This window comes from Chitinophaga lutea (assembly GCF_003813775.1).
GTDB lineage: Bacteria > Bacteroidota > Bacteroidia > Chitinophagales > Chitinophagaceae > Chitinophaga > Chitinophaga lutea.
Genome location: NZ_RPDH01000002.1, coordinates 1,752,640 through 1,777,095, shown reverse-complemented (window position 1 = coordinate 1,777,095; position 24,456 = coordinate 1,752,640). Strand labels below are relative to the sequence as shown.

Sequence of the window (24,456 nt, the reverse complement as noted above, 5' to 3'; positions counted from 1 at the left end):
TTAGCGGATGTTGCGGAATAGGGGAAAAATCCCTTTCTTTTGTTGCCGGACACAAAAACGAACATCCAATCCTTACTCCGGATACTTTTAAGATGACGAACAAAATGACCGATCTGAAAAAACACATTGGCAGCCTCCTGGTACTGATGCTGACCTGCATGGGCCTCTCTGCACAGATACAACAACCGGGTACCCGGCCCAATCCCGCCCAGCAGGCGATGATCAAACGCGGCTACGGCATGTTCATCCACTTCGGCGTCAATACCTTTGCCGATGTGGAATGGTCGGACGGCACCATCCCCGCGGAAAAATACAATCCCACACAGCTCGACCCGGACCAGTGGGTGCGTACGGCCCGGGATGCGGGTTTCCGTTATGTGCTGCTCATCACCAAACATCACGACGGGTTCTGCCTCTGGAACAGTCAGTACACTACCTACGACGTGGCGGCTTCCCCCGTTAAAACGGATGTGGTGAAAGCCGTCGCTGATGCCTGCCGCAAATACGGGCTGCAGTTTGCGGTGTATTATTCGCTGTGGGACCGGCATGAACCGTCGTATAAAGACAAAAATCCGCAGGTATACATCGACTATATGCTGAAACAGCTCACCGAGCTCTTTACACAATACGGGCCCATCTGCGAACTGTGGCTCGATGGGGGATGGGACCGCAAGCCGCAGGATTGGGGTATCGACCAGATTTACCGGCTGGTGAAAAAGTTCAACCCTGCCTGTGCGGTGAGCGTCAATCACACCATCGTGAACGAAGAAGGCAAGCGGAAGTACACACCGCCTTCCGAAATGACGGTGGACGATAAATATTTCTTCCAGTACTTTCCGTCGGATTTCCGGCTGTGGGATCCGAAGATCATCACCCGTTTCGATAAAAAACAATACCTGCACGAAGGCAAATCGTACTATATGCCTTTCGAGCATACGCTGTGTATCAGCCACCGCTGGAACTGGTTCCAGAAGTCGGCGCAGCTGCCCGCCCGCGAACTGGATGAACTGGAGGAGCTGTTCTACTGGTGCACCGATAACGATAACGCACTGGTGGTGAACATCCCGCCCGATCAAACCGGCCGCATCCGGGAATACGAAGCCCTGACGGCCATCAGCCTGGGTAAGCGCCTCGGCCTCGCCATGAACAAACCCCTTCCAGGAAACGGCCGCTTCATCTCTGCGTTAAAACCCGTGCAGGCTTCGAGCGTATGGGAAGAAAAAGGGAAGCGGTACGAAGGAGCACTGGTGACCGATGGCAACCTCGACAGTCGCTGGGCATCCAGGGACACGCTGGCCAGCCTGGAGATAACGCTGAATGCCAACGAGCCCTTCAACAAGATCAGCATCTTCGAATATAAAGACACGAAAAACCTGCCCGACGGGTTTTCGCAGGTGAGGTTACCCCGCATACAGGAATACACGGTGGACATCCTGCAGAACGGCCGCTGGGAAACGATTTTCCTCGGGCATGAGCCGATGGGCGACTGCAAGGTGATACGACTGCCGCGGAGTTATAAAACCGGCAGCCTGCGCTTCAGGGTCCTTAAAGCCAGTGCGCCGCCTTCCATTTATGAGATATCCGTGATCGACCTGGATAAAAGATAGGCCGGAATATTCTTTATATTTACCCGCAGAAAAGTATTCCGCCTATGTTTGGGTTCAATTGCAGCAGGATGCACAGTGTGCTGTGCCTCTTTTTGATTTTTATCGCCGGCGCCGCTTCCGGTCAGTCGGATTCCGTGGTGACCGCAAAAAGAGAAAAAATATACCAGGTTACATTGAAGTATGAACTGCCCGCCTCCGTGCTGGCATTGGGTACCTCATATTTTGGCTTTGCGGCGCTCGACCGTACCTCGGCGTACAACGCGTCTGACGTGGCGCATCTGAACCCCGGCAACGTGAACGGCTTCGACCGGCCGGTCATCTTTTCCAATCCCGCCTATTTCACCAAAGCGCAGGAGTATTCCGATCTTTTCCTGAATATTTCCATCCTCAGTCCCCTGCTGCTGGCGGCAGACAAGCAGATACGCAAAGACTGGCTCGACCTGATCACGATGTACCTTGTTTCCCATACGGTCGATAATGCGATTTATTTCGCGGCGGCATTCCCCGTGCGCCGCACCAGGCCGTACGTGTATAATACCGACATCCCGCTGGAGCAGAAAGTCGGTATCGCAAAAAGCAATTCCTTCTTCAGCGGCCACGTTTCTTTTGCCGCCACCTCCACGTTTTTCTTCGCGAAGGTCTTCACCGACTACCACCAGATCAAAGGCCTGAAAAGGGCCGCGATCTATACCGCCGCAGCCATCCCGCCCTCGCTGGTAGGCTACTACCGGATGCGGGCCGGCAAACATTTCAGGACCGATGTGCTGCTTGGTCTGGTGATCGGCGCCGGCTCCGGGATATTTGTACCGGAATTTCACCGCCGCTTGAAAAAGAACAACCGCGTATCCGTATCGCCGTTTTACGGCACGGAAAACAGCGGGTTGACGGTGAGCCTCAAGTTGTAGCGCGTTTCCTGGTATGTTGCCGGATTGTTGTTGTGTGCAGGCTTCATACACTGAAAGAGCTGGCCTGCAAGGGGGCGGACCTGAAAAACATCCATATGAGCGGTAGCGTAAGCCTGAAGGATTTCAGCTGGTAGGAATGATGGCGGAATTTGGTATATTTATACAGACGGGAATCCATTAGTCATCATTAAATACTGCTGTATGATTGTACTAAAAAATCTCTTCGCAGTCCTGCTCTTTACGCTCTGCGTTTCCTTCACACCGCCTCACCACGGCTGGGCGAACTACGATCAAACCAAAACCCTCGATTACACCGGTGTTATTGAATCATCTGTGTATGAAAATCCACACGCTACCATCAAAGTGGTGCAGGATAAAAAAGTGTGGACGGTCATACTTGCACCGGTCACCCGCATGCGCGACCGTGGTGTGAAGGCTGATATGGTAAAGAAAGGGAGGTCGCTGCGCGTGGTGGGATATCCCCACAAGGAAATCAAGGATGAAATGCGCGCCGAGCGTATTTTTATCGACGGCAACAAATACGAACTGCGCTGATGGCTGTTGCGGATTGGCTGCAATGGCTGGAAAACACCCCGCTGGCGGTGCATATCCGCCAGGCTGCCTGGCTGTATCCTGTCATCGAGATTATCCATATTGTGGGGATCGTATTGCTGGTAGGCCCCGCACTGCTGTTTGACTTCCGTTTGCTGGGATTCGCCAAACACCTGCCGGTAGCAGGACTGGCAAAACACTTACTGTCGTGGTCGCGGCGCGGCCTGTGGCTCATCATACCTTCCGGCATACTGCTGTTTATGACAAACGCCCATACCCTGGGTTATGATCCTGTTTTCCGGACGAAGCTGATCCTGCTGGTGCTCGCTGCCTGCAATGCCTGGCTGTTCGCGGTTTTCCGTTCCCGGTGGCACAACAGCACGGAGATGCCCATCCCGGCAAAAGCAATCGCCGTTTGTTCCATCATGTTGTGGATCGCGATCATCGCATGCGGGCGGTTATTGGCGTATTGATCATGATACATGAAAACTTCCACCGTTCGTTGGTGCCGGCAGTCATTCCTTTTATTGCACAAACCCGTTGACCAGCGGCGCCGGTCATTTCCTCAAACAGACCGTTGGTACGCGCGGGCATAATAATTGAGGCTTTCCCGGACAACAAAGAATAACTATCATGCAACAGCAACCAGCATCCGGCAACCCGGTGATCAGGCACAAATACACGGCAGATGCCAACGCGCTCGTAGCTAACGGAAAAGTATATATGTACACGGGGCACGATGAAGCCCCGCCGGGCACCGAAGAATACATCATGCACGAGTGGCTTTGTTTTTCGTCGGTGGATTTGGTATACTGGGAAGAGCACCGCTCGCCGCTGCGAGCGAGAGATTTCAGCTGGGTGAAGGGAGGGGCCTGGGCCTCGCAGGTGGTGCAGCGCGACGATGTGTTCTATTGGTACGCCGCCGTAGATCATAAAGACATTCCCGGGCGAGCCATTGCCGTCGCGGTGGCCGACAGGCCCGAAGGTCCTTTCAAAGACGCGCGCGGCAGCGCGCTGATCAGCAGTGATATGTTGCCGTACACAGCGGATGATATCTTTAGCATCGACCCCACCGTACTGATCGACAACACCGGTCAGGCCTATCTTTTCTGGGGCAAGAACCAGTGTTTTTACACCCGTCTGAAAAACAACATGATCGAGGTAGAAGGTGAAATCCACCAGGTATACCTGCCATCTTTTTCGGAAGGGGCGTGGCTGCATCAGCGCAATGGCTGGTATTACCTTTTGTACGGTTATCAATTCCCCGAAAAAGTGGCCTATGCCATGAGCCGCCGCGTAGACGGGCCCTGGGTATTCAAAGGTATTCTCAACGAGGTGGCAGGCAACTGCGCCACCAACCGGGGCAGCATCCTTGAATACAACGGACAGAGTTATTTCATCTATCACAACGGCGCATTGCCTCCCGATGGCGGAAGCCACCGGCGTTCCGTGTGCGTCGACCATCTGTATTATAACGCCGATGGTACGCTCAAACGGGTGGTGATGACGACGGAAGGAGTGGGGCAGGTATCCTAGCGATTTACCGCAGAATTAATTAAATTCGGGTATGAACCGTCAATTTTACAGCCCTTTCCGGACGCTGCTCGCTTGTTCCCTGCTGATGTTACCCATTCTCCCCGGCTTTGCCCAAACGAAGAAGAAGCTGGATTCCCTGTTTGAAACCCTGCACCGGCAAGGTGTATTCAATGGTTGTGTGCTGATTGCCGAAGAGGGGCGGCCTGTTTATAAAAAGGCTTTCGGGTACGCCAATTTTGAAACGAAACAGTTGTTGCATGAGGGGAGCGTTTTTGAGCTCGCGTCCGTTGCCAAACAATTTACGGCCATGGCCATCATGCAGTTGCAGGACCGGGGTAAACTCAGTTACCAGGACGATATCGGACAATATTTCCCGTCGCTGCACTATCCCGGCGTTACCATCGACAACCTGCTGCGGCATACGTCCGGCATTCCGGAATTTTTGCCGTGGGATGAAACAAGGGTGGATGTGACACGCATCAATTATAACAAAGACATCCTGGATGCCATGGTGAAGAGCAAGCTGCCGGCGCTTTTTAAGCCAGGCGAAATGCTGGCGTATTCCAATACCAACTATGTATTGCTGGCGCTCATTGTGGAGAAAATATCGGGGATGCCGTTCGCGGATTATCTTGATAAAAACATTTTCCGTCCCCTGAACATGACCGATTCCCGTGTGTATGCGAGGAGAGCCGCCAGCAAGGTGCTGGACAATTACGCCCTTGGGCATGTTTACAGTCCGGCCGCCGGCCGTTTCGTGATCAACGACAGCGTGAAGGCAAATCGGTACCAGTATTATTTCGACGGTGTGGCAGGCCCCTACGGCATCAGCAGCAACACGGAAGACCTGCTCAAGTGGGACCACGCCCTGTACACAGGCAGACTGATCAGGGAAAGCCGGCAACAGCTGGCCTATGTACCGGGCAGGCTTAATAACGGTAGCGTGGCGGCGTTTGCCGGCCTGGCTTACGGTTATGGCTGGCTCATCCTGCCACCCGATGAAACCACCGGGCGCAGATATATGCATTCAGGCGGATACCCCGGATACATGACCATCATCGCGCGTTACCCGGAAAAAAAGAAGACCATCATCATCCTGACCAACATTTACAATGTCGTCAGCTTGTACCAGTTGTGCGGCGCAACGGAGAACATATTGTTTGATAAACCGTTCAGCATGCCCACGCCCACGCCGTTCATGAAAAGCGTTGCGCTCAGTCCCGCCCAGCTGAAAACCATAGAGGGTGTATACACCCTGGCGCCGGGCTTCAAATTTACTATTACCACCGAGTTGAACCAGGCATACGCACAACTGACGGGGCAACCGAAAGTGGAAATCTATCCGTCTTCTGAAAACGAATTCTTCTATACGGTAGTGACCGCCCGGCTCAGGTTCGAAAAAGACAGCGCCGGCGTGGCTAAAAAGCTGACGCTGTTTCAGAACGGGAAGGAAATGGAGGCCAGGCGGGATTAACATGCCCGCTTTATCCAAAAAAATAACAGGCAATTAAAAAATTTCTCTTCTTTTTTAAAAAAGCCTATTATATTTGTAGAAATGAATACGCAGTCATTTTTCAAATCACCTGATTTTCAATAAAAAGCAAACCTTGGAAAGAAAGAATTACACTTCTCTCGACGTAGCCGAAGCCGCAGGGGTTTCGCAGTCTACCGTTTCCAGGGTATTTGCCGGCAATACGAACGTATCCGAGAAAAAGCGGAAGAAAATACTGGCTGCCGCCGAAAAGCTGGGCTACAAGCCCAATGCCCATGCCCGGAGCCTGATCACCCGGAAAAGCATGATGATCGGGATTGTGATGCGCAACATCCGCAATCCTTTTTATTCCGCCGTGCTGGAAATCTTCCACAACCGCTTTTCCGCTCTCGGGTACCATCTCATCTTCATCAATTCGGAAAACGAAGAAATACAGGAAAGCGAAATCACGCAGCTCCTGGAATATAATATAGACGGGGTGATCATCACCGATGCCCTGTTATCTTCCTCCGCCTCGGAAAAATTCAAGCGCTACGGGATCGCCGTGGTGCTGTTCAACCGGTATACCGAGCACCTGGAAAGCAGCGCCGTGTTCTGCGACAACTACCTGGCCGCCAAGCAGATCGCCACGTACCTTGTGGAACTGGGCCATCAGTCGTTCGCCTTTGTCTCCGGTCCCTCCGATACCTCTACCACCATCGACCGGCTGAAGGGTTTCAGGGAAGTGCTGCAGGAAAGAAAAATCAAAAATCTCATGATCGAACCGGGCAATTACACGTTTGAGAGCGGTTTTAAAGCTGCCCAGGAACTGATCACCAGAAATAAACACATCGATTGTATCTTTTGCGGGAACGACATCATCGCCCTCGGCGTCATGGACGCCATCCGGACGATGGGCCTCCGTATCCCCGAAGACGTGTCCGTAGTCGGATTTGATAACATCCGTATGTCCGAATGGCCGTCCTATTCCCTCACCACCTGGGAACAGCCGCTGGAAGAAATGGTAGACAGTACGGTTGAACTGCTGACACAGGAAATCGGCGATCAATCCGCCCAACCGCAGATCATCATGATGAAAGGCCATCTCGTGGTGCGGAACACCGTGAAGTCCAGGAAGTAAATATTTTTTTGCCATTTTATTTTTTGAATACGTATTCATTTATAGATTGAATGTTCGTTGAATGACCATACGCGGTGCCGTATTGCAGCGCTCCGCCTATCAGCCAGAATCTCCATAGCGCAGCCGCCGCTATGAAGCAATCGTATGCTCCTTAGACAGGATAAGATCGTAGCCGGGCCTCAGGCCTTCCATGTTTTTCACGTTAATGCAAAAATTGAACAAACGCCGAACCCTTTAAACCTATTATTTATGCAATTCTCTACGGGATTCAGGTTCACCGATCTTTTGTTCGGACAAATCTCCGGCGGCCGGCGCATCGCTGCCGCCAGCATCACCACATCTTTACTGCTCATCTTTTTTATGACACCGGCGGCCGCAAAGACGGGTAGCACCACAACAACCGCAGCCATGCAACAGCGCTCATTCGTTGTGTCCGGAACGGTGTTCAACGAAAACGACGAGGCCCTGCCCGGGGCGTCGGTACGGGTGAAGGGCACCCAAACAGGCGTTACCACCGATATGAACGGCAAGTTCATGATCGAAGTGGCGCGTGAGGAAGACTCCCTCATCTTCAGCTTTCTCGGTTATTACAACACTACCGTAAAGGTGGGCGCGCAAAAAACAATGACGATCAAGCTGGCGCCGGACGAAGAAAGCCGCAAACTCAACGAGGTACAGGTAGTAGGCTACGGTACCCAGAAAAAGATCACGATGGTGGGCGCCGTATCGTCCGTATCCGCCAGGGAGATACAGAAATACGCCACACCTTCGCTGACCAACGCGATCGGCGGTAAACTCGCAGGCATCATCACACGGCAGACCTCCGGCGAACCGGGCTACGACGCGGCGAAAGTATTCATCCGCGGGCTCGTGTCGCAAAGCGGCACCAACAAACCACTGATCATCGTGGATGGTGTGGAACGTGAACTGCAGGATTACTGGACGACGATGAACATCCAGGAAATAGAAAGTTTCTCCGTACTGAAAGACGCGGCTTCCACCGCCGTGTACGGCAACAGGGGCGCCAACGGCGTGATCATGATCACCACGCGGAAAGGCACGGTGGGCAAACCGAATATCACCTTCCGTTCGGAAGCGGCCATCGTGGTGCCGATGCGCATCGAAGACAATATCGACGGGTACGAATATGCGCTGCTTCACAATGAAGCGTTGACCAACGTAGGAGAGCGGCCGAAATTCACCGACGCGGAAATCCAGAAGTACAAAGACGGCTCCGACCCGTACATGTATCCCAACGTGAACTGGTACGACGTGGTGCTGAAAAAAAGAACACGCCAGCTCATCAATAACCTCGGCGTATCGGGCGGTACGGAGGTGGTAAAATATTACCTCAACCTCGGTTACACCATTCAGGAAGGCATCTACAACGAAGACCCGGCCAACAGCTACAAAACCAACGCGGCGCTGAAACGCTACAATTTCCGGTCGAACGTGGACGTGAAACTCAGCAAAAGATTTTCATTGGCATTAGGGCTGTCGGGCATCATTTCCAACACCAATTTTCCGGGCAGGGATGCGGGTAACATCCTGGCCAACCTGAAACTCACCGCACCGAACACTTACCCGGTGAAAAACCCGAACGGCAGCCAGCCGGGCGCTTTCGGCGACCTGCTGCTGAACCCGTACGCACTGGTGACACAAACGGGCTATACCAAACAATTCTATAACACCCTGGTGAGCAACCTTTCGGCGAAGTGGGACCTTTCGTACATCACCAAAGGCCTGTCCGCCCGCGGCCTCGTGGCGTTCGACGTGGTGGACATCACGCAGAACATCCGGCGCAAATCACCGGCTACCTATTCTTATGCGAAAGATCCGGTAACGGGCGTGGAAACTTACAAACAATGGTCCACCGAAACCCCGCTGGGCTTCGAGAACCGCAACGAAACCTACAGAACCATGTACGGGCAGGTGGGCGTGGACTATGAGCGTTCTTTCGGTGCGCACCAGGTAACGGGCATGCTCACGGCGGAAAGGCGGGAATTCACCAACGTCAACGCCGGCAATTCCGTGCAGAACCTGCCCGAAAGGCGGCAGGGCCTCATCGGCAGGGTAACCTACAACTACGATTACCGTTACCTCCTGCAGCTGAGCGCGGGTTATAACGGTTCTGAAAATTTCCCGAAAGGCAAACGCTACGGGTTCTTCCCGGCCATCGGCGCCGGCTGGATCGTATCGGGCGAAAAATTCTGGAACAGGAACGTGATCAGTTTGCTGAAACTGCGCGGTAACTACGGGATCGTGGGGAACGACCGCATCGGCGGCGCCCGTTTCCTCTACCTGAGCACGTACAATAAATCGGCAGGGGGATACGTGTTCGGCATCGATCAGAATACGAACCCCGGCGGCAAAAGCGAAGCGCGCATCGGGAACGTGAACGTAACCTGGGAAACCGCATACAAAACAGATCTGGGATTCGACCTGGAAATGTTCAACGGGAAAGTGGTGCTATCTTCCACCCTTTTCCACGAACGCCGCGACGGGCAGTTGCTCGAGCGCAGGACCATCCCGATCTATGCCGGTTACCCGCCGGGCACCGTACCTTTCGGCAACGTGGGCATTACCGAGAACAAGGGATTTGAAGCGAACCTCCAGCTCCGCAACACCACTAAAAAAGGATTGTATTATTCCTTCACCGGCAACTTCACTTTCGCGAAAAATACCATCATCGAAAACGACGCGCCGCCGGCATTGTATCCCTACCAGGATTTCAGGGGCAGCGCCATCGGCTCCAACCTCGGTTACCGCGCGCTCGGGTTTTTCCAGGACCAGCGCGACATCGACAACAGTCCCTCGCAAACGGCCCTCCAGTCGGTTATCCGCCCCGGCGATATCAAATACGAGGACATCAACAAAGACGGCAAGATCACCACGGCCGACCGTACCATCATCGGCAGCTACGGCACAGAACCGCAGATCATGTACGGCTTCGGTGCTACTGCGGCCTGGAAAGGTTTCGACGCCACCATCTTTTTCACCGGCGCGGCACGCCGCGACTTCTTTTTCACGCAGGGCTGGACGGCCTGGGCTTTCTCCGGACAGGCCGGTTATTACAACGTGATGCAGCAGGTGTACGACAAACGGTTTGTCGTGGGCGGCAACAACGCCCATGCGGAATTCCCGGCAGTGCGGGCGGGCAGTACCAACAATTACACCGGTTCCACGCTCTGGCAGCGGAGCGGCGACTACCTGCGGATCAAAAACGCGGAGATCGGTTACACCATCCCTGTCAACGTCACCAAAAAAGCGTCGCTCAAAAGCGTGCGGGTATTTATACAGGGAACGAACCTCGCCACCTGGGACAAGATCAAGGTCATCGACCCGGAATCCGATTTCGGCACGGGCGGTTATCCCATCCCCCGCAACTACAACTTCGGGCTGGAAGCTAATTTTTAGTCAATCAAAAAAACTGGTATCATGAAATCATATATCATCCCCGTGCTCGCGACTGTGTTCCTGCTGGTAGCGCCGTCGTGTTCAAAGGACTACCTGGAGAAAACACCGGATGAAGATCTGACGCAGGAGCAGGTGTTTACCAATCCTGTATTTGCCGAACAATTCCTGGCCAATATCTATTCCCACCTCCCGAAAGAGCTGGCGATGGTGGATAATCCCTGCAACGGCTGCGCCCCGAATAACGTGTTCAACGCTGCTTCTGACGAGCTGGAGATCGGGCATGAGCCGAATTTCAGCAATGCGATGAACAACGGGAACTGGAATGCGGATTCATATGTGCAGGATATCTGGTCGCACAGCTATTTCGCCATTCGTAAAGCCAACATCTTCCTCGAAAATATCGACAGACTCGCGCCTTCGGAGCTGGCCTCGGCCGACCGTATCAGTAACTGGAAAGGGGAGGCGCTTTTCCTGCGCGCGCTCAATCATTTTTTCCTCATCCGCGTGTACGGTCCCGTGCCGGTCATCGATAGAACGCTGCTGCTCGATGAAGACCTGGTGGCGTTCAAACGGCAGCCGATTGAAAAATGCGTGGAGTTCATCGTTGCCGAATGCGATAAAGCGGCTGCGTTGCTCCCCGCACGGGTAACGGCGACCACCGACTACGGAAAGCCTTCCAAGGCAACCTGCGCGGCGCTGAAGGCAAGGGTGCTGCTGTATATGGCCAGCCCGCTCTGGAACGGCAACCCGGATTATGCGGCTTTCAAAGATAAAGACGGGGTACGCCTGTTCCCTGACGCCGTGCCGACGCGGTGGCAGGATGCCGCCACCGCCGCCAAAGCCTGCATCGACCTGGCCGAATCCGCCGGGCATAAATTGCACCGCTCCGGCAGTAACCCGGTGAAGAACTACAGTGAAATATTTTACGTCAACTTCAACGACGAGGTGTTTTTTACGAGCAACGATCCCGGTTACCTCAACATCGACGCATACAGCGAGCCCCGCGGCATGCCCGGCGCCAACTGGCCCCTGCAGGCCGCCACACAGAACATCGTGGACGATTATGAAATGGCTGATGGCACCCGCCCCATCCTGGGATATAACGCCAACCTGACACCCATTGTCAACCCGGCATCCGCGTACAACGAAAGCACACAGGCGCCTGCCGCCACCGATTATTATTACGCGGGTACACGGGGCATGTATGTAGGCAGGGAGCCCCGCTTTTATGCCAGCATCAGCTTCACCGGCGCGAAATTCAAGACGGGCGCTCCGCAGAACAGGGTTACGCCGCTGCAGTTCTGGAAAGGCGGGCTGGATGGAAGGCCGTTCGATGCCGGTGCAAATTTCAGCGAAACGGGGTATCTTATGAGGAAACTGACGAACCCCTTTTACGTCATGCAACCGAAAGCGGGCCCCATCCGCACCTGGGTGTTTTTCCGCCTCGGCGAACAGTACCTCAACTACGCCGAAGCATTGAACGAAGCGCAGGGCCCCGTGGCGGACGTGTACAAGTATGTGAACCTGATACGTGAGCGCGCCGGGCTGCCGGGATTGCCCACGGGGTTGTCGCAGGCCGATATGCGCGAAAGGATCCGCCACGAAAGAAGGATAGAACTGGCATTTGAAACACACCGCTATTTTGATACGCACCGCTGGAAAACCGCGGAAACCACCGATAACGGCAATATTTACGGCATCGATGTGCTGATGGACGGGTACAATATTTCCAGCAATGCATTTTACGCCCGGAGGGTGATGGAAAAAAGAGTGTTCGAGAAGAAACATTACCTCTGGCCCATACAGCAGCGCGAACTCGAGAAAAACCGGAAGCTGGTACAGAATCCCGGCTGGTAAATATCATCAAACAACAACGTACGAATGATCAGATTATGTAATGCAGGCAAGCTGCTATTGTTATGCTGCCTTTTACCGGCAGCGGCCACTGCCCAGCAGCTGTTCGAATTGCCTGCCGGCACGGAAACACAATGGATCAGCCTCGAAAACCCGACCGGCGCGAAAGGGAAAGGTGGGATGGAAAATAAAGGCGCGAAAGGGCGCGCTGCGGAATGGGTGAAACCGGGCGAACGGAAGGTGATGATGGATTACGAAGGCGCGGGCACGATCAACCGCATCTGGATGACCATCATCGAAAGAAGCCCGGCGTCGCTCCGTTCCATCTACATCGAAATGTATTGGGACGGGGCCGAAAAGCCGGCCGTGGCGGTACCGCTGGGCGATTTCTTCGGCATCGGTCTCGGCAGGAGAACGCCGTTTCAAAACGCGCTGTTCTCCGATCCGGAAGGCAAATCCTTCAACTGTGTTATTCCCATGCCGTTTAAAAAACATGCGAAGATCGTTTTTGTGAACGAGTCAAAACATAACCAGCTGCTGTTCTTCGATGTGAACCTCACCAAAGTGAAAAAACACCCGGATAATATCGCCTACTTCCACGCATACTGGAACAGCAGCGACAACAATCAGCTGGGCGAGGATTTTGAAATACTGCCGGAAGTGAGCGGGAGAGGGCGTTTCCTGGGAACCAATCTCAGCATCGTGCCGGATAGGATTTACGGTGATACCTGGTTCGGTGAAGGCGAAGTAAAAATGTACCTCGACGGGGATAAGGAACATCCTACGCTCGCGGGCACCGGTACGGAAGATTACGTAGGCTCCGCCTGGAACCTCGGCCCTTTCGCGCAGCTGTACCAGGGCGCGCCGGTTGTCGATAAACAAAAGGGGCAGTACGCCTTTTACCGTTATCACATCCCTGACCCCGTGTACTTCCAGTCGTCGTGCAAAGTGACCATACAGGAAATGGGCGGCGGCGGAAGAGATAAAATCAGGGCCATTGCAAAAGCCGGCGGGAAAGTGAAGCCCATCTCCGTGATGACGCAGCAGGGCCTCGTGAAACTGCTGGAAGAGCCCAACTACCCGGATTATACGGACGACCGTTTTCCGGCAGATGAGTGGGTGAATTTTTACAGGGTGGATCATTATTCCGCCACGGCTTATTTCTACCTCAATAAACCGCAGAATAACCTGCCGCCGCTGGCCCCGCTGGCGCAACGTTTAAAAGGCATTCTCTGATCAACAGGCATCGTCACATATGAACTGGCATCAAATAGACATCTGGATCGTAGTGGTTTACATTTTGCTGATGCTCGGCACCGGCTTCTGGCACCGCCGTTTCGCGAACAAAAGCATGGACAACTTCTTTCTCGGCGGCCGGAAAATTCCCGGCTGGCTGAACGGTATTTCCTATACGGCCGCGCTGGTAAGTCCGGATGCGGCCACGGGCTACGGCGGCCTCGCCGTGGCCACCGGCGGTTTCATCTGCTGGTGGTACCTGAGCCGGTTCGGCCTCGCGCTCTTTCTCGGCGGCGTATTGTTCGCCGTTTTCTGGCGGCGCCTGAACCTGTTCACCTCGCTTGAATTTTATGACCTGCGCTTCCCGAAGGGAGCGGCCGCCGCCATGCGGCTCTGGATAGCCATCCGTACATCGATGGTGGCGATGCCGGCATGGACGGGCATTACACTGCTGGCAGCCTGCAAGATCATGGGGCCGGCATTCGACCTCACCAAACTGCAAACGCTTTGCCTGGTAGTGCCGATCTCGCTGCTGTTCGTATTCTCTTCGGGTTATAAAGGCGTGGTGATCTCCAATTTTATCCAGATGATCATTTTCCTGGCAGGCACGCTGATGCTGGCCTGGCTCACGCTGGAACACTTCGGCGGCGCGGAGGCGATGGTGACCGCCATTCGTGCACAATTCGGCCCTGCAGGTGCCGAAATACTCGGCTCCGTGCCCCCGGAGAATCATGCCGTGTTCCCGCTGGCCGCCGCACTGGGATGGCTGCTGGGCCAGAGCATCGGCTACGGCGGAGATGCGGCCCCGATGGGCGGAGCCATGGAAGGGCAACGCATCCTCTCCACGCGCACACCCTCTGAAGCATTGACCATGTACGTGGTGGCGGCTATCAGTATGTTCCTCCTGCTGCTGCTGGTTACGCTGCCGAGCATCAGCGCGGCGGTGATGTGGCCGGAACTGCGGCAGATCGATGCGGACAGGGAACTGGTATACGGGCGGCTGATGAAAACACTGCTGCCCGTGGGCGCGATGGGATTGATGGTGGCGGCGATGCTGGCGGCTACGATGTCGACCGTTGGCGATAACCTCAACTTCGGCAGCCAGGTGCTGGTGAGCGATATCTACCGCCGCTGGTTCGTGCCCAAAGCAAAAGAAAGTCATTACATGCTGATGGGAAAAGTGGGTATGATCATCATCCTCGCATTATCTGTCGCGGTAGTATTCAATGTGCTCATCATCACCGACGTGGCCATATTTATGCTGTCGCTCAGTGCGGCGGAACTGCCCGCCAACTGGGCGCAGTGGTGGTGGTGGCGCTTTAACGGCCCCGCCCGCGTAGCGGCTTCTTTCGGCGGCGCCGCCATATTCTGCCTCGTGGTGCTGGGGCCGAAACTGCTGGCATTCCTGGGCGTGCCCTGGGCGGATAGCCTGAACATCGCCTGGTACTGGCAAACGCTGCTGGTGATGGGGCTGACCACGGTATTATGGGTCGCCGTTGCGCTGCTCACCAAACCGGATCCCGACGAACTGCTGCGGAAGTTCTACCTCCGCGCGCATCCGCTCGGCTGCTGGACGCCCTATCAGCACCTTGATCAGCCAGGCAGTGCCGGTTCATTCAAACTGGTCTTCCGCGGGATATTCATCGCCATCATCGGAACCGCGTCCGTATCGATGCTGATGCTGGGGCTTACCCATGCATGGTTCGCGCGGTATCTCACCGGCGTATGGACCATCGCGGCGGCGGTGATCAGCTTCATCATTTTCTGGAAAATGGCGCAACGATACCTGGCGGTGCTCGCCCGAAGGGCGGCGGATAATACGGCTGCTGCCGGTGTAGAAATGGAAGAGGCCGCAGTCACTCAAACGAATTAACTCATAAAATCAAGATAACATGCAACAAACGACGGATGTAAAACGTGGGCACGTGCTGTACCTGGGCGACTGGGTATTCAGCGTAGGACCTTTATTTATCGAAACACCTTTCGGAACGGAAACCAAAGACGCAGATCTCCACTTCTACGGAAAAAGACTGGTAAAAGCCATCGACCCGGTGGTGGATGTAACCAGCATGGCCAACTGGGAATTGTACCGCATGCAGCCCGGCCGCCTCGAGGAAATTCTCGGCACTTCAACCGGCCTCATCATCAGCGATGTGGAAGCAAAATGTTTTCACCTTTTCCCCAGTTTCTTCGACCGCGCGCAGCGCAAGGATACGGTGGTGACTTTCCCGGACAGGCTGACGACGGTGAAGAACTGGATCGCGGACGGTGGCGGGCTGCTGATGTTGGGCGGCTGGCTGTCGTTCAGCGGAGCGTTCGGTAAAGGCGGCTGGGGCAGGAGCTCATTCTCCAACGCATTACCGGTGCAATGCCTTGCTACGGAAGACCTCGTGGAATCGTCCGCAGGGTTTACGGCCGAGGTGCTGGTGCCGGATCATCCGGCAGTAAAAGGTCTGAACTGGAAAAATTTCCCGCCGATTTTCGGTTATAACGAAGTAACCGCCAAACCAGAAGGCGAAGTGTTGGTGCGTGTGAAAGAAACGGGCCACCCGCTGGTAGTGGCGGGCGAATACGGCAAGGGCCGCATTCTGACCTATATGTCCGATCCCGCGCCGCACTGGGGCCTGAATTTCGAATTGTGGGACAGCTATGACGCATTCTGGCAGCAGTCGCTCGACTGGGTTAAAAAACAAACCGCGTAACCGACTATATGGAACCATCGCAATTACTCGCCGGTACTTCGGTAACGGATATTACACCACCGCTGGAAGTGGGTTTGCTAACGTCGTCGGTGAACGGGTTGTACGAACCTTTTGAGTCGGTGCGGCTGCCACTGAAGGCGCGGGTGCTGGTGCTGGGCACGGTGAAGGATTTGGTGGCGATCGTGTCGCTCGACCTGCTGGCGCTGAACGATGCGGCCGCAGGCGGCTGGCGGCGTTTCAAACGGGCTTTGTCAGACATCATCCCGCCCGACAAGATCATCATCGCCTGCACGCATACCCATAACGGCCCTGAATCGGTGGCGCTCTCCGGCCTCTACCGCACGCCGGTTTACAAAAGCTGGCTGGCCGATGTGGAACGGAAAATCAGGGACGCCATCCTGCAGGCGGCTACCAATGCACGACCCTGTTACCCATCCGTGGCGGTGGAGGAGCTGGCAGGATATTCCATGCAGCGCCGCATTCCCACGCCGGAAGGCGTCGTGATGTCCGATTCGCTGCAACCCATCGCGCCGGAACTGATGGCACGCGGGCCGGTCGACCGGCGTGTGCATACGGTGATCTTCCACGGTGTGCGCGGCGAGGCGATCGCCACATTGGTGCATGCCGTCTGCCACCCTGTGCATGAAATGTGTATGCCGCATATTTCATCGGAGTTTCCCGGCGAAATGTGCGTGGCGCTGGAAGCATCGGGAGAATTCGGTATGCCCCTTTTCCTGAACGGCGCCGCGGGCGATATCAATCCGCCTACCGTCTCCGGCGGCCCCGCGTATGCGCAGGAGCACGGCAGGGCATTGGCGGCGCTGGTGCGGCGGCACGAGGGTACACTGTGCGATGAGGCGTTCCGTTATATCCATCGTGAAATACTCCTGCCGGTGCGGCCGGAAGCCGGCATGCCGCAGGAACCGGAAGCGCTCGCACGGCTGAATGCCATCGCCATCGGTTCGCTGGCGATTGTATTCATTCCCGGCGAGCCCTTCACCCAAACCGCACTGGCGATCGAACGGGCATCTCCTTTCGAACATACCATCGTGGCGGCATACGCGGAAAATACCATCGGTTACATACCAACGCCCACAGCATTTGAAGAAGGCGGTTATGAAACCGGCCCGGGTAAATGGTCGTACCTCGGCGAAGAAGCGGATGCGCTGATCACCGTTGCCGCATCACAGATGCTGGCGGCGTTACATTCCAATAACACAGCAAGATGAAAACAATACAAGCAACACTGATCATATGGTTGTGCGCCCTTTGTATGACGGCTGCGGCCGCCGCACCGAAAACCGTATACTTCTACGGCAATGCGCGCAACGACCTGTACAGGCTTTTACAACGTGAAGGGTTCACCGTTAAAAAATTTCCCACGCCGGAAGCCGCGGTGGAAGCGGCGCCCAAAGGAGCCGGCGTTTTTTTGCTGGCGGATAATTATCCGCAGCCGGATCCGGTGAACCGCATCTCCCGCCAGCTGCTCGACGATGCCGCAAAAAAATCACTCCGGCTGTACGTGGAATATCCATCGGCATTCCCCGGCCTCGACATTCCCGCGAAGCCGGTGGAAACACAGCTGGAACGCGGGGTAGTGACGGCGGACGTTTTCGGCGCCTCGCTCGCACCGATGAGTTTGCTCGGCATACAGAACTGCCATGTGTTACCCGTTGCGGCGGCCCGGCCAATGATCGTGCTGGCGAAAGTAGTAGGCTTCGATAAAGCGGAATACGGGCTGGCCGATACCAAAACGTATCCCCTGTTATTCGAAAAGGAAAACGCCCTGGTGGCGATGACCGGCCTGAGTAATTTCCAGACCGGGCGCTACGAACCGACGGTTTCCGTAAAAGCGGTGTGGGCCTATATTCTGTCGCGTATCACCGGGGAGCAGAATGTCCGGTTGAACCGGTGGGAAGAAGACGTGCGTCCCATGTTCGGGAGAACGGCGGCGCTGCCCGCAAATGCCCGGCTGAACAGTGTGCGGAGAGGAACCGCCTGGTTCGATAACGGCCGCTTTTTTGTGCATCCTGCCTGGGAAAAAGACTGGCAGCGATACAACAGCGCCAATCCTCCCGTAGGCCCGCCGGTGGGCGGCAAACCGAACGGCGATGGCAGCCTCGGCATCATCGAAGGCCACACGTCAACCATTTATTACAACGGCAACCAGCAATATCGCTACTGGATGCGGGCGGATGTGCAGGGCGAAGCCAGTATGGCGCTCGCAGCGGCAGGGCGGTTGTTCGGGAACCAGGCGTATAAAGATAAATCTGCGCGCCTGATCGATTATATGTTCCGCACCTCCAATATGCGGGCCGGCGCAAAGAATGATCCCGCGAGCCCCGCGTACGGGCTCATCGGCTGGGCCACCACCGCCGCGGGCACTTTCTATGGCGACGATAATGCAAGGGCCATTCTAGGCGCCATCGGGGCGGCTTCATATCTGAACAGCGGCCGCTGGGACAAAGAACTGACGGAAGCCATCATGGGCAACTTCAGGACCACCGGCCGCAAAGGTTTCCGCGGCGAGCGGCTGGAAGAAGCGGATATCATCAAAAACGGTTTACCGTTCTACCAGAACCGCGATCTCATTCATATCTCCCCTCATTTCGAATCATGGATGTGGGCCTGTTATTTATGGCTGTATGATAAAACCAGGTACGCGCCGCTTCTGACCCAAACGAAAGAAGCGCTCCGGATCACCATGGAAGGTTACCCCGGCAAATGGTTGTGGGGCAGCAGCATGCAAACGCAACGTGCGCGCATCATTCTCCCGCTGGCCTGGCTGGTGCGGGTGGAAGACACACCGGAACACCGGCAGTGGCTCGACAAAATGGTGAACGAAATATTGAAATACCAGGACGAAAGCGGCGCCATCATGGAGGAGCTCGGCAAAGGCAAGGGCATGTTCAAAGAATTGAAAACGAACAACGACTACGGCTCCGATGAAGGCTCGCTGATCTTCCGCAACGGCGAAAAAGCCGCCTGTATGATATACACCTGCAACTTCGCGGTGTTCAGCCTGAATGAGGCCGCCGCCGCTACAGGGGATAAGAAATACCAGGCGGCTGTGAACAAACTGGCGGATTTTCTCGTCCGCATCCAGGTGCAAAGCGAAAAACACAAAGATCTCGACGGCGCCTGGTTCAGGGGTTTTGATTTCGGGCGATGGGATTACTGGGCGTCCAATTCCGATGCGGGCTGGGGCACCTGGTGCACGCTTTCCGGCTGGATACAGAGCTGGATAGTGACTACGCTGGCGCAGATACAGCAGCGGGAAAATTTCTGGGACGTTACCAAACACTCCGCCATCGGCCAGCCTGCCGGCGCAGTGATCGAATCAATGATGCGAAAATAAAAGACACATGAAAAAAGGAATGACCATCGCCCTGCTGTGCATCGCGGCGATATGCGTAAAAGGACAAACACCCGCCACCGACCTCGCCGCACTGGCGCAGATACAACAGGGCATGACCTCCAGGCGGGTCAGCAGTTACGATAAAACCGGCGGCAACGGCGATTTCCTGCGGATAGAAAAAGATGAAAAGAAAGTGGTGTTCGACGTGAAAGGCGTGGGCATCATCAACCATATCTGGATCACCATGGCGCCGGAGCCGGGCGCCCTGAACCGTAACGACATCATCATCCGGATGTACTGGGACGGCAAGCCGGAAGCCTCCGTGGTGGCGCCCATCGGCCCTTTCTTCGGGCAAGGCTGGGGAGAATCGTATGAGTTCAGTTCCCTGCCGCTCATTGCCGGCCCCGACCGCGGCAAAGGCCTGGTGAGTTATTTCAGCATGCCCTTCGCGAACGGCGCCAGAATAGAAATCGAAAACCAGACGGGCAGGGCCATTGACAATTTTTATTACTACGTGGATTATGTGGCGATGGACAAACTGCCGCCCAACTCCGGCCGCTTCCACAGCTGGTACAACAAACAGCTCGCCGGTTCTGCCGGTGACGGCGGAGAGAATGAATGGGGCATCCTCGGTAAAACAGGTTACAATACCACCGGTAAAGACAATTATGTGTTTGCCGACATCAAAGGGAAAGGGCATTTCGTGGGCGTGAACTATTACGTGCATTGTCCAACCCCGGTATGGTATGGCGAAGGCGACGACATGATCTATATCGACGGCGCGCCTTCTCCCACGCTGCACGGCACCGGCACGGAAGATTATTTCAATACGGCTTTCTGCCCGAAGAACGTTTTCCAGCATGCCTATTACGGTTATCCGCGTGTGAACAACGATATGGGATGGCTGGGCAGAACGCACCTGTACCGCTTTCACATCACCGACCCGCTGTACTTCAACAAGGCATTTAAGTTCACGATAGAGCACGGCCATAACAACGTACTGACGCTCGACCTGGCCAGCGTGGCCTACTGGTACCAGCACGAGGCGACGGCTGTGCCGCCCATTCCGGACAAAGCCGCCCGCGCGCCGAAACCGCTGATCAACATCGGTGATTTCCACCGCTGGCGGAACGAATGGCGAAAAAGCAAAGGCAACGACCCCCAACTGTGGGGCAACTAATTAGCTGGTTATGAAAAGAACTTTCTGCTATATCGTTGTATGCATCCTATGCTCCGTGCAATCCATTGCGCAGGAGATGACGGACCTGACGCGCATCCGTGAGAACGTGCGTTCCAGGCGTGTCAGCAGTTACGACCGCTCGGGCGATAATCACGACAACCTCCGGCGCATCGCGCCCGGCGGGAAGCGGACGATCTTCGACGTGAAAGGCGCGGGCATCATCCAGCATATCTGGATCACGATGGGGCCGGAGCCGGATAAACTCAGCCGGAACGATGTGGTCATCAGCATGTACTGGGACGGCAATGATTTCCCTTCCGTGCAGTCGCCCATCGGCCCCTTCTTCGGCCAGGGCTGGAACGATACCTATCTTTTTACATCCGCTCCGCTGGCGGCAACGCCGGCCAACGGCATGGGACTGGTCTGCTATTTTGCGATGCCGTTTTCGAACGGGGCAAGGATAGCAATAGAGAACCAGTCGGCCACCGAAATCAGTACCCTGTACTTCTATATCGACTACGCGGAGATGAAGCAGCTGCCCCCGAATACCGGTCGCTTCCACGCCTGGTACAACCGGGAGCTGACCGCTGCGGAAGACAGTGTAGAGAATGAGCACTGGATGTTCGGGCCGGGCAAACCCAATAAAAACGGACGGCACAACTATCTCATCGCAGATATCAAGGGAAAGGGGCATTTCGCCGGCGTGAACTACTATGTGCATTCGCCCACGCCATACTGGTATGGGGAAGGAGACGACATGATATTCATCGACGGCGGGGAACTGCCTGCTCTGCATGGCACCGGTACCGAAGATTATTTCAACACATCCTGGGGCGCGCCGCAGGCGCCGTATTCCACGCCTTATTTCGGTTATCCCAAAGTGAACGGTGAAAAAGGCTTTTTGGGCAGAACGCACATCTACCGTTTCCATATCCAGGACCCGGTTTATTTCGATGACTCCTTCCGCTTCACCATCGAGCATGGCAGCATGAATGTGCTGACCCTCGACCTGGCCAGCGTGGCTTACTGGTACCAGTCCGTCGCATCACGGATACCCGCTATCCCGGATGCGGCGGCCCGCAGGCCGCGGCCGCTGATAGGGCCGGCAGACATTCACCGGTGGCGGAACGAATGGCGAAAAAGTAAAGGAAACGATCCCGCCTTATGGGGGAATTAATCATAAAAAAGTTAACCAAGCCTCCGGGCGATTAAATCAAACCAATGAGCAGGTATTTGAAAAAAGGGAAAAGCGAATCCGATATCAGGAACGCAGATGCGGATACCAGGAAAACCGTGGCGGATATGATCAAAGCCGTGGAAGAGGAAGGCGATGCCGCCGTGCGCAGGTTCGCCGCGTCGTTCGATAACTGGTTGCCCGAATCTTTCCGGCTGACGGACGGTCAGATCAGGGAGATCGTGGACCGCACGCCGCAACAGGTGAAAGACGACATCCGTTTTGCGCAGCAGCAGATCCGCTTTTTCGCGGAGCAGCAGCGCGCTTCCATTCTGGACATCGAAATAGAAACATTGCCCGGCGTATTTCTCGGGCATAAAAATATTCCCGTTAACAGTGTGGGCTGTTACATTCCGGGCGGGCGCTACCCGATGGTGGCCTCCGCGCATATGAGCGTGCTCACCGCGCGGGTAGCCGGCGTAAAAAGGGTCATCGCCTGTACGCCGCCCATCAACGGCAAAATCCCTGAAGCCACGGTGTGCGCCATGCATTTTGCGGGCGCGGACGAAATCTATATCCTGGGTGGCGTGCAGGCCATGTGCGCCATGGCGATCGGTACCCCGTCGATGGCCGCGGTGGATATGATCGTGGGGCCGGGCAACGCGTATGTGGCCGAAGCAAAACGGCAATTGTTCGGCCGCGTGGGCATCGACCTGTTTGCCGGGCCCACCGAAATACTGGTGATCGCCGATGAAACCGCCGATGCGGAAATGGTGGCCTGCGACCTGTTAGGGCAGGCGGAACATGGCCCCACTTCACCGGCAACACTCATCACCACCTCGGCCGAACTGGCCGCCGGTACATTGGCGGAAATTCAGCGGCAGCTGAAAACCTTGTCCACCGCCGATATTGCCCGCGTGGCCTGGGACGAATGCGGTACCGTGATGATCGTGGACGACCTGGAAGAGGCGCTCCGGGAGGCCGATGCGCTGGCTTGCGAGCATGTGGAAGTACTGACGAAAGACCCGCAGTATTTTCTCGACAATATGACCAATTACGGCGCGCTTTTCCTCGGCCCGGAAACCAATGTGGCGTACGGCGACAAAGTGATCGGCACGAACCATACGCTGCCCACGATGAAAGCAGCCCGTTACACCGGCGGCCTGTGGGTGGGCAAGTTTCTGAAGAACTGCACTTACCAGCGCTGCACACCCGAAGCCAGCGTAACGATCGGTGAATATGCCATGCGCCTCTGCGACCTGGAAGGGTTTGCCGGCCACCGAGAGCAGGCGGCCCTGCGGGTAAAACGTTATCAGAAAGAAACCGTCGGCGAAAAATAAGCGGCCATGCACAACAGGTATATTTTTTTGTTGATCAGCATCCTGTGCGCTTGTTCGGAAGTAAACGCGCAAACCGTTCCTTATCTCGTTCCGGAGATCAGCGGCCCCTTTACGCACATCTTCAACCCGAACGACACCCGCAAGGAAGGGGACAGCGCCTGGTACACGAATGACCATACTTTGATCAAAGGCGCCGACGGCAGCTGGCATGCGTATGGTATCATCCATCATTTGCCCGTACGGCCCTGGGATGAAACACGGTTCTTTCACGCTTCGGCAACTTCCATCCGCCAGGCCAAATGGGAAGATCACGGGTATGCCATGAGCGCCCGGCGCGGGGAGGAGCGGGTGTTGTGGGCGCCCCACGTGATCCGGGAAAAGGGAACGTATTACATGTTTTACAATACCGGCAATATGCAGAAAAATGCGCCTGAATATGCTTCGTGGGGGCAACTGCGGCTCGCCACGAGCAAAGATCTTTTTAACTGGAAGCGGCACGACAGGAACCCGCTCTTCAGTGATCCCGGGCATGCCCGGGATTCTTACATCCTTCAATATAACCACCGGTATTATTACTATTACACGCGGGTGGTGAACGAAACCGACCTCCGTTCCGCCGTGGCCGTGCGCACCAGCCCGGATTTGCTGCACTGGAGCGGCCCAAAGATCGCGCACGTGCAGCCGTACGAGATCTACTGGGGCGGCGATGCCGAAAGCCCTTTTGTGGTGCGCAAAGACGGATTGTTTTACCTGTTCATCTGCAAGGCGATGACCGCTTACAACCTCACGGCAGTGTATTGGTCGAAAGACCCGGAACATTTCCCGATAGAGCAGCTCGTTTGCACATTGCCCGTGCATGCTGCCGAAGTGATTTTTGATGAAAAAGAAGGATGGTTCATTACGAATACGGGCTGGGATAAAAAAGGGCTGTATCTCGCCCCCCTCAAATGGAAAAAGCAACAATGAATTAAAACGCACAGACC

General features: G+C 55.4%; 18 protein-coding genes. All 18 read left to right on the top strand.

Going from position 1 to position 24,456, the window contains the following annotated elements; genetic code table 11:
• Nucleotides 1-92: 92 nt before the first annotated feature.
• On the top strand, nt 93-1,607 hold the full coding sequence (locus EGT74_RS19420) for an alpha-L-fucosidase (RefSeq protein WP_246008256.1): 1,515 nt from the start codon (nt 93-95) through the stop codon (nt 1,605-1,607).
• A gap of 68 nt (nt 1,608-1,675) precedes the next feature.
• Entirely contained in the window at nt 1,676-2,512 is an 837-nt protein-coding gene (locus EGT74_RS19415) for a phosphatase PAP2 family protein (RefSeq protein WP_158618229.1), read from the top strand.
• A 201-nt stretch (nt 2,513-2,713) separates the two neighbouring features.
• The gene (locus EGT74_RS19410) at nt 2,714-3,067 is read left to right on the top strand and encodes a DUF6152 family protein (protein ID WP_123848222.1); all 354 of its coding nucleotides are present in this window, start codon (nt 2,714-2,716) and stop codon (nt 3,065-3,067) included.
• Nucleotides 3,067-3,537, top strand: a complete 471-nt coding sequence (locus EGT74_RS19405; protein WP_123848221.1) for a DUF6644 family protein — start codon at nt 3,067-3,069, stop codon at nt 3,535-3,537. The genes EGT74_RS19410 and EGT74_RS19405 overlap by 1 nt, the downstream gene beginning before the upstream one ends.
• 160 nt (nt 3,538-3,697) lie before the next feature.
• Complete coding sequence (locus tag EGT74_RS19400) at nt 3,698-4,600, top strand: glycoside hydrolase family 43 protein (RefSeq protein WP_123848220.1); 903 nt, start codon at nt 3,698-3,700, stop codon at nt 4,598-4,600.
• 31 nt (nt 4,601-4,631) lie between these two features.
• Entirely contained in the window at nt 4,632-6,074 is a 1,443-nt protein-coding gene (locus EGT74_RS19395; RefSeq protein ID WP_123848219.1) for a serine hydrolase, read from the top strand.
• A 133-nt stretch (nt 6,075-6,207) separates the two neighbouring features.
• Nucleotides 6,208-7,212: a LacI family DNA-binding transcriptional regulator gene (locus EGT74_RS19390; protein WP_123848218.1), complete on the top strand. Its 1,005-nt coding sequence runs from the start codon at nt 6,208-6,210 to the stop codon at nt 7,210-7,212.
• A 249-nt stretch (nt 7,213-7,461) separates the two neighbouring features.
• A complete protein-coding gene (locus EGT74_RS19385; protein WP_220392910.1) occupies nt 7,462-10,629 on the top strand; it encodes a SusC/RagA family TonB-linked outer membrane protein in 3,168 nt (1,055 codons plus the stop codon).
• A gap of 21 nt (nt 10,630-10,650) precedes the next feature.
• Nucleotides 10,651-12,486 carry a RagB/SusD family nutrient uptake outer membrane protein gene (locus EGT74_RS19380; protein ID WP_123848217.1) on the top strand — a complete coding sequence of 612 codons (1,836 nt, stop codon included), beginning with the start codon at nt 10,651-10,653 and terminating at the stop codon, nt 12,484-12,486.
• Between the two features lie 24 nt (nt 12,487-12,510).
• Nucleotides 12,511-13,719, top strand: coding sequence for a glycoside hydrolase family 172 protein (locus tag EGT74_RS19375; RefSeq protein ID WP_123848216.1), 1,209 nt, complete (start codon nt 12,511-12,513; stop codon nt 13,717-13,719).
• A gap of 19 nt (nt 13,720-13,738) precedes the next feature.
• The gene (locus EGT74_RS19370) at nt 13,739-15,592 is read left to right on the top strand and encodes a sodium:solute symporter family transporter (protein ID WP_123848215.1); all 1,854 of its coding nucleotides are present in this window, start codon (nt 13,739-13,741) and stop codon (nt 15,590-15,592) included.
• Nucleotides 15,593-15,611: 19 nt separating this feature from the next.
• Complete coding sequence (locus tag EGT74_RS19365; RefSeq protein WP_123848214.1) at nt 15,612-16,421, top strand: glutamine amidotransferase; 810 nt, start codon at nt 15,612-15,614, stop codon at nt 16,419-16,421.
• An 8-nt stretch (nt 16,422-16,429) separates the two neighbouring features.
• On the top strand, nt 16,430-17,650 hold the full coding sequence (locus EGT74_RS19360; protein ID WP_123848213.1) for a hypothetical protein: 1,221 nt from the start codon (nt 16,430-16,432) through the stop codon (nt 17,648-17,650).
• Nucleotides 17,647-19,779, top strand: a complete 2,133-nt coding sequence (locus tag EGT74_RS19355) for a hypothetical protein (RefSeq protein WP_246008255.1) — start codon at nt 17,647-17,649, stop codon at nt 19,777-19,779. Before EGT74_RS19360 ends, EGT74_RS19355 begins: the two co-directional genes overlap by 4 nt.
• A 7-nt stretch (nt 19,780-19,786) precedes the next feature.
• Entirely contained in the window at nt 19,787-20,959 is a 1,173-nt protein-coding gene (locus EGT74_RS19350; RefSeq protein WP_123848212.1) for a glycoside hydrolase family 172 protein, read from the top strand.
• 10 nt (nt 20,960-20,969) lie between these two features.
• The gene (locus EGT74_RS19345) at nt 20,970-22,136 is read left to right on the top strand and encodes a glycoside hydrolase family 172 protein (protein ID WP_123848211.1); all 1,167 of its coding nucleotides are present in this window, start codon (nt 20,970-20,972) and stop codon (nt 22,134-22,136) included.
• A 44-nt stretch (nt 22,137-22,180) separates the two neighbouring features.
• Nucleotides 22,181-23,473 (top strand): histidinol dehydrogenase, encoded by a 1,293-nt coding sequence (hisD, locus tag EGT74_RS19340; RefSeq protein WP_123848210.1) that lies wholly within the window; start codon nt 22,181-22,183, stop codon nt 23,471-23,473.
• Nucleotides 23,474-23,479: 6 nt separating this feature from the next.
• Nucleotides 23,480-24,439 carry a family 43 glycosylhydrolase gene (locus EGT74_RS19335; protein WP_123848209.1) on the top strand — a complete coding sequence of 320 codons (960 nt, stop codon included), beginning with the start codon at nt 23,480-23,482 and terminating at the stop codon, nt 24,437-24,439.
• Nucleotides 24,440-24,456 lie beyond the last annotated feature (17 nt).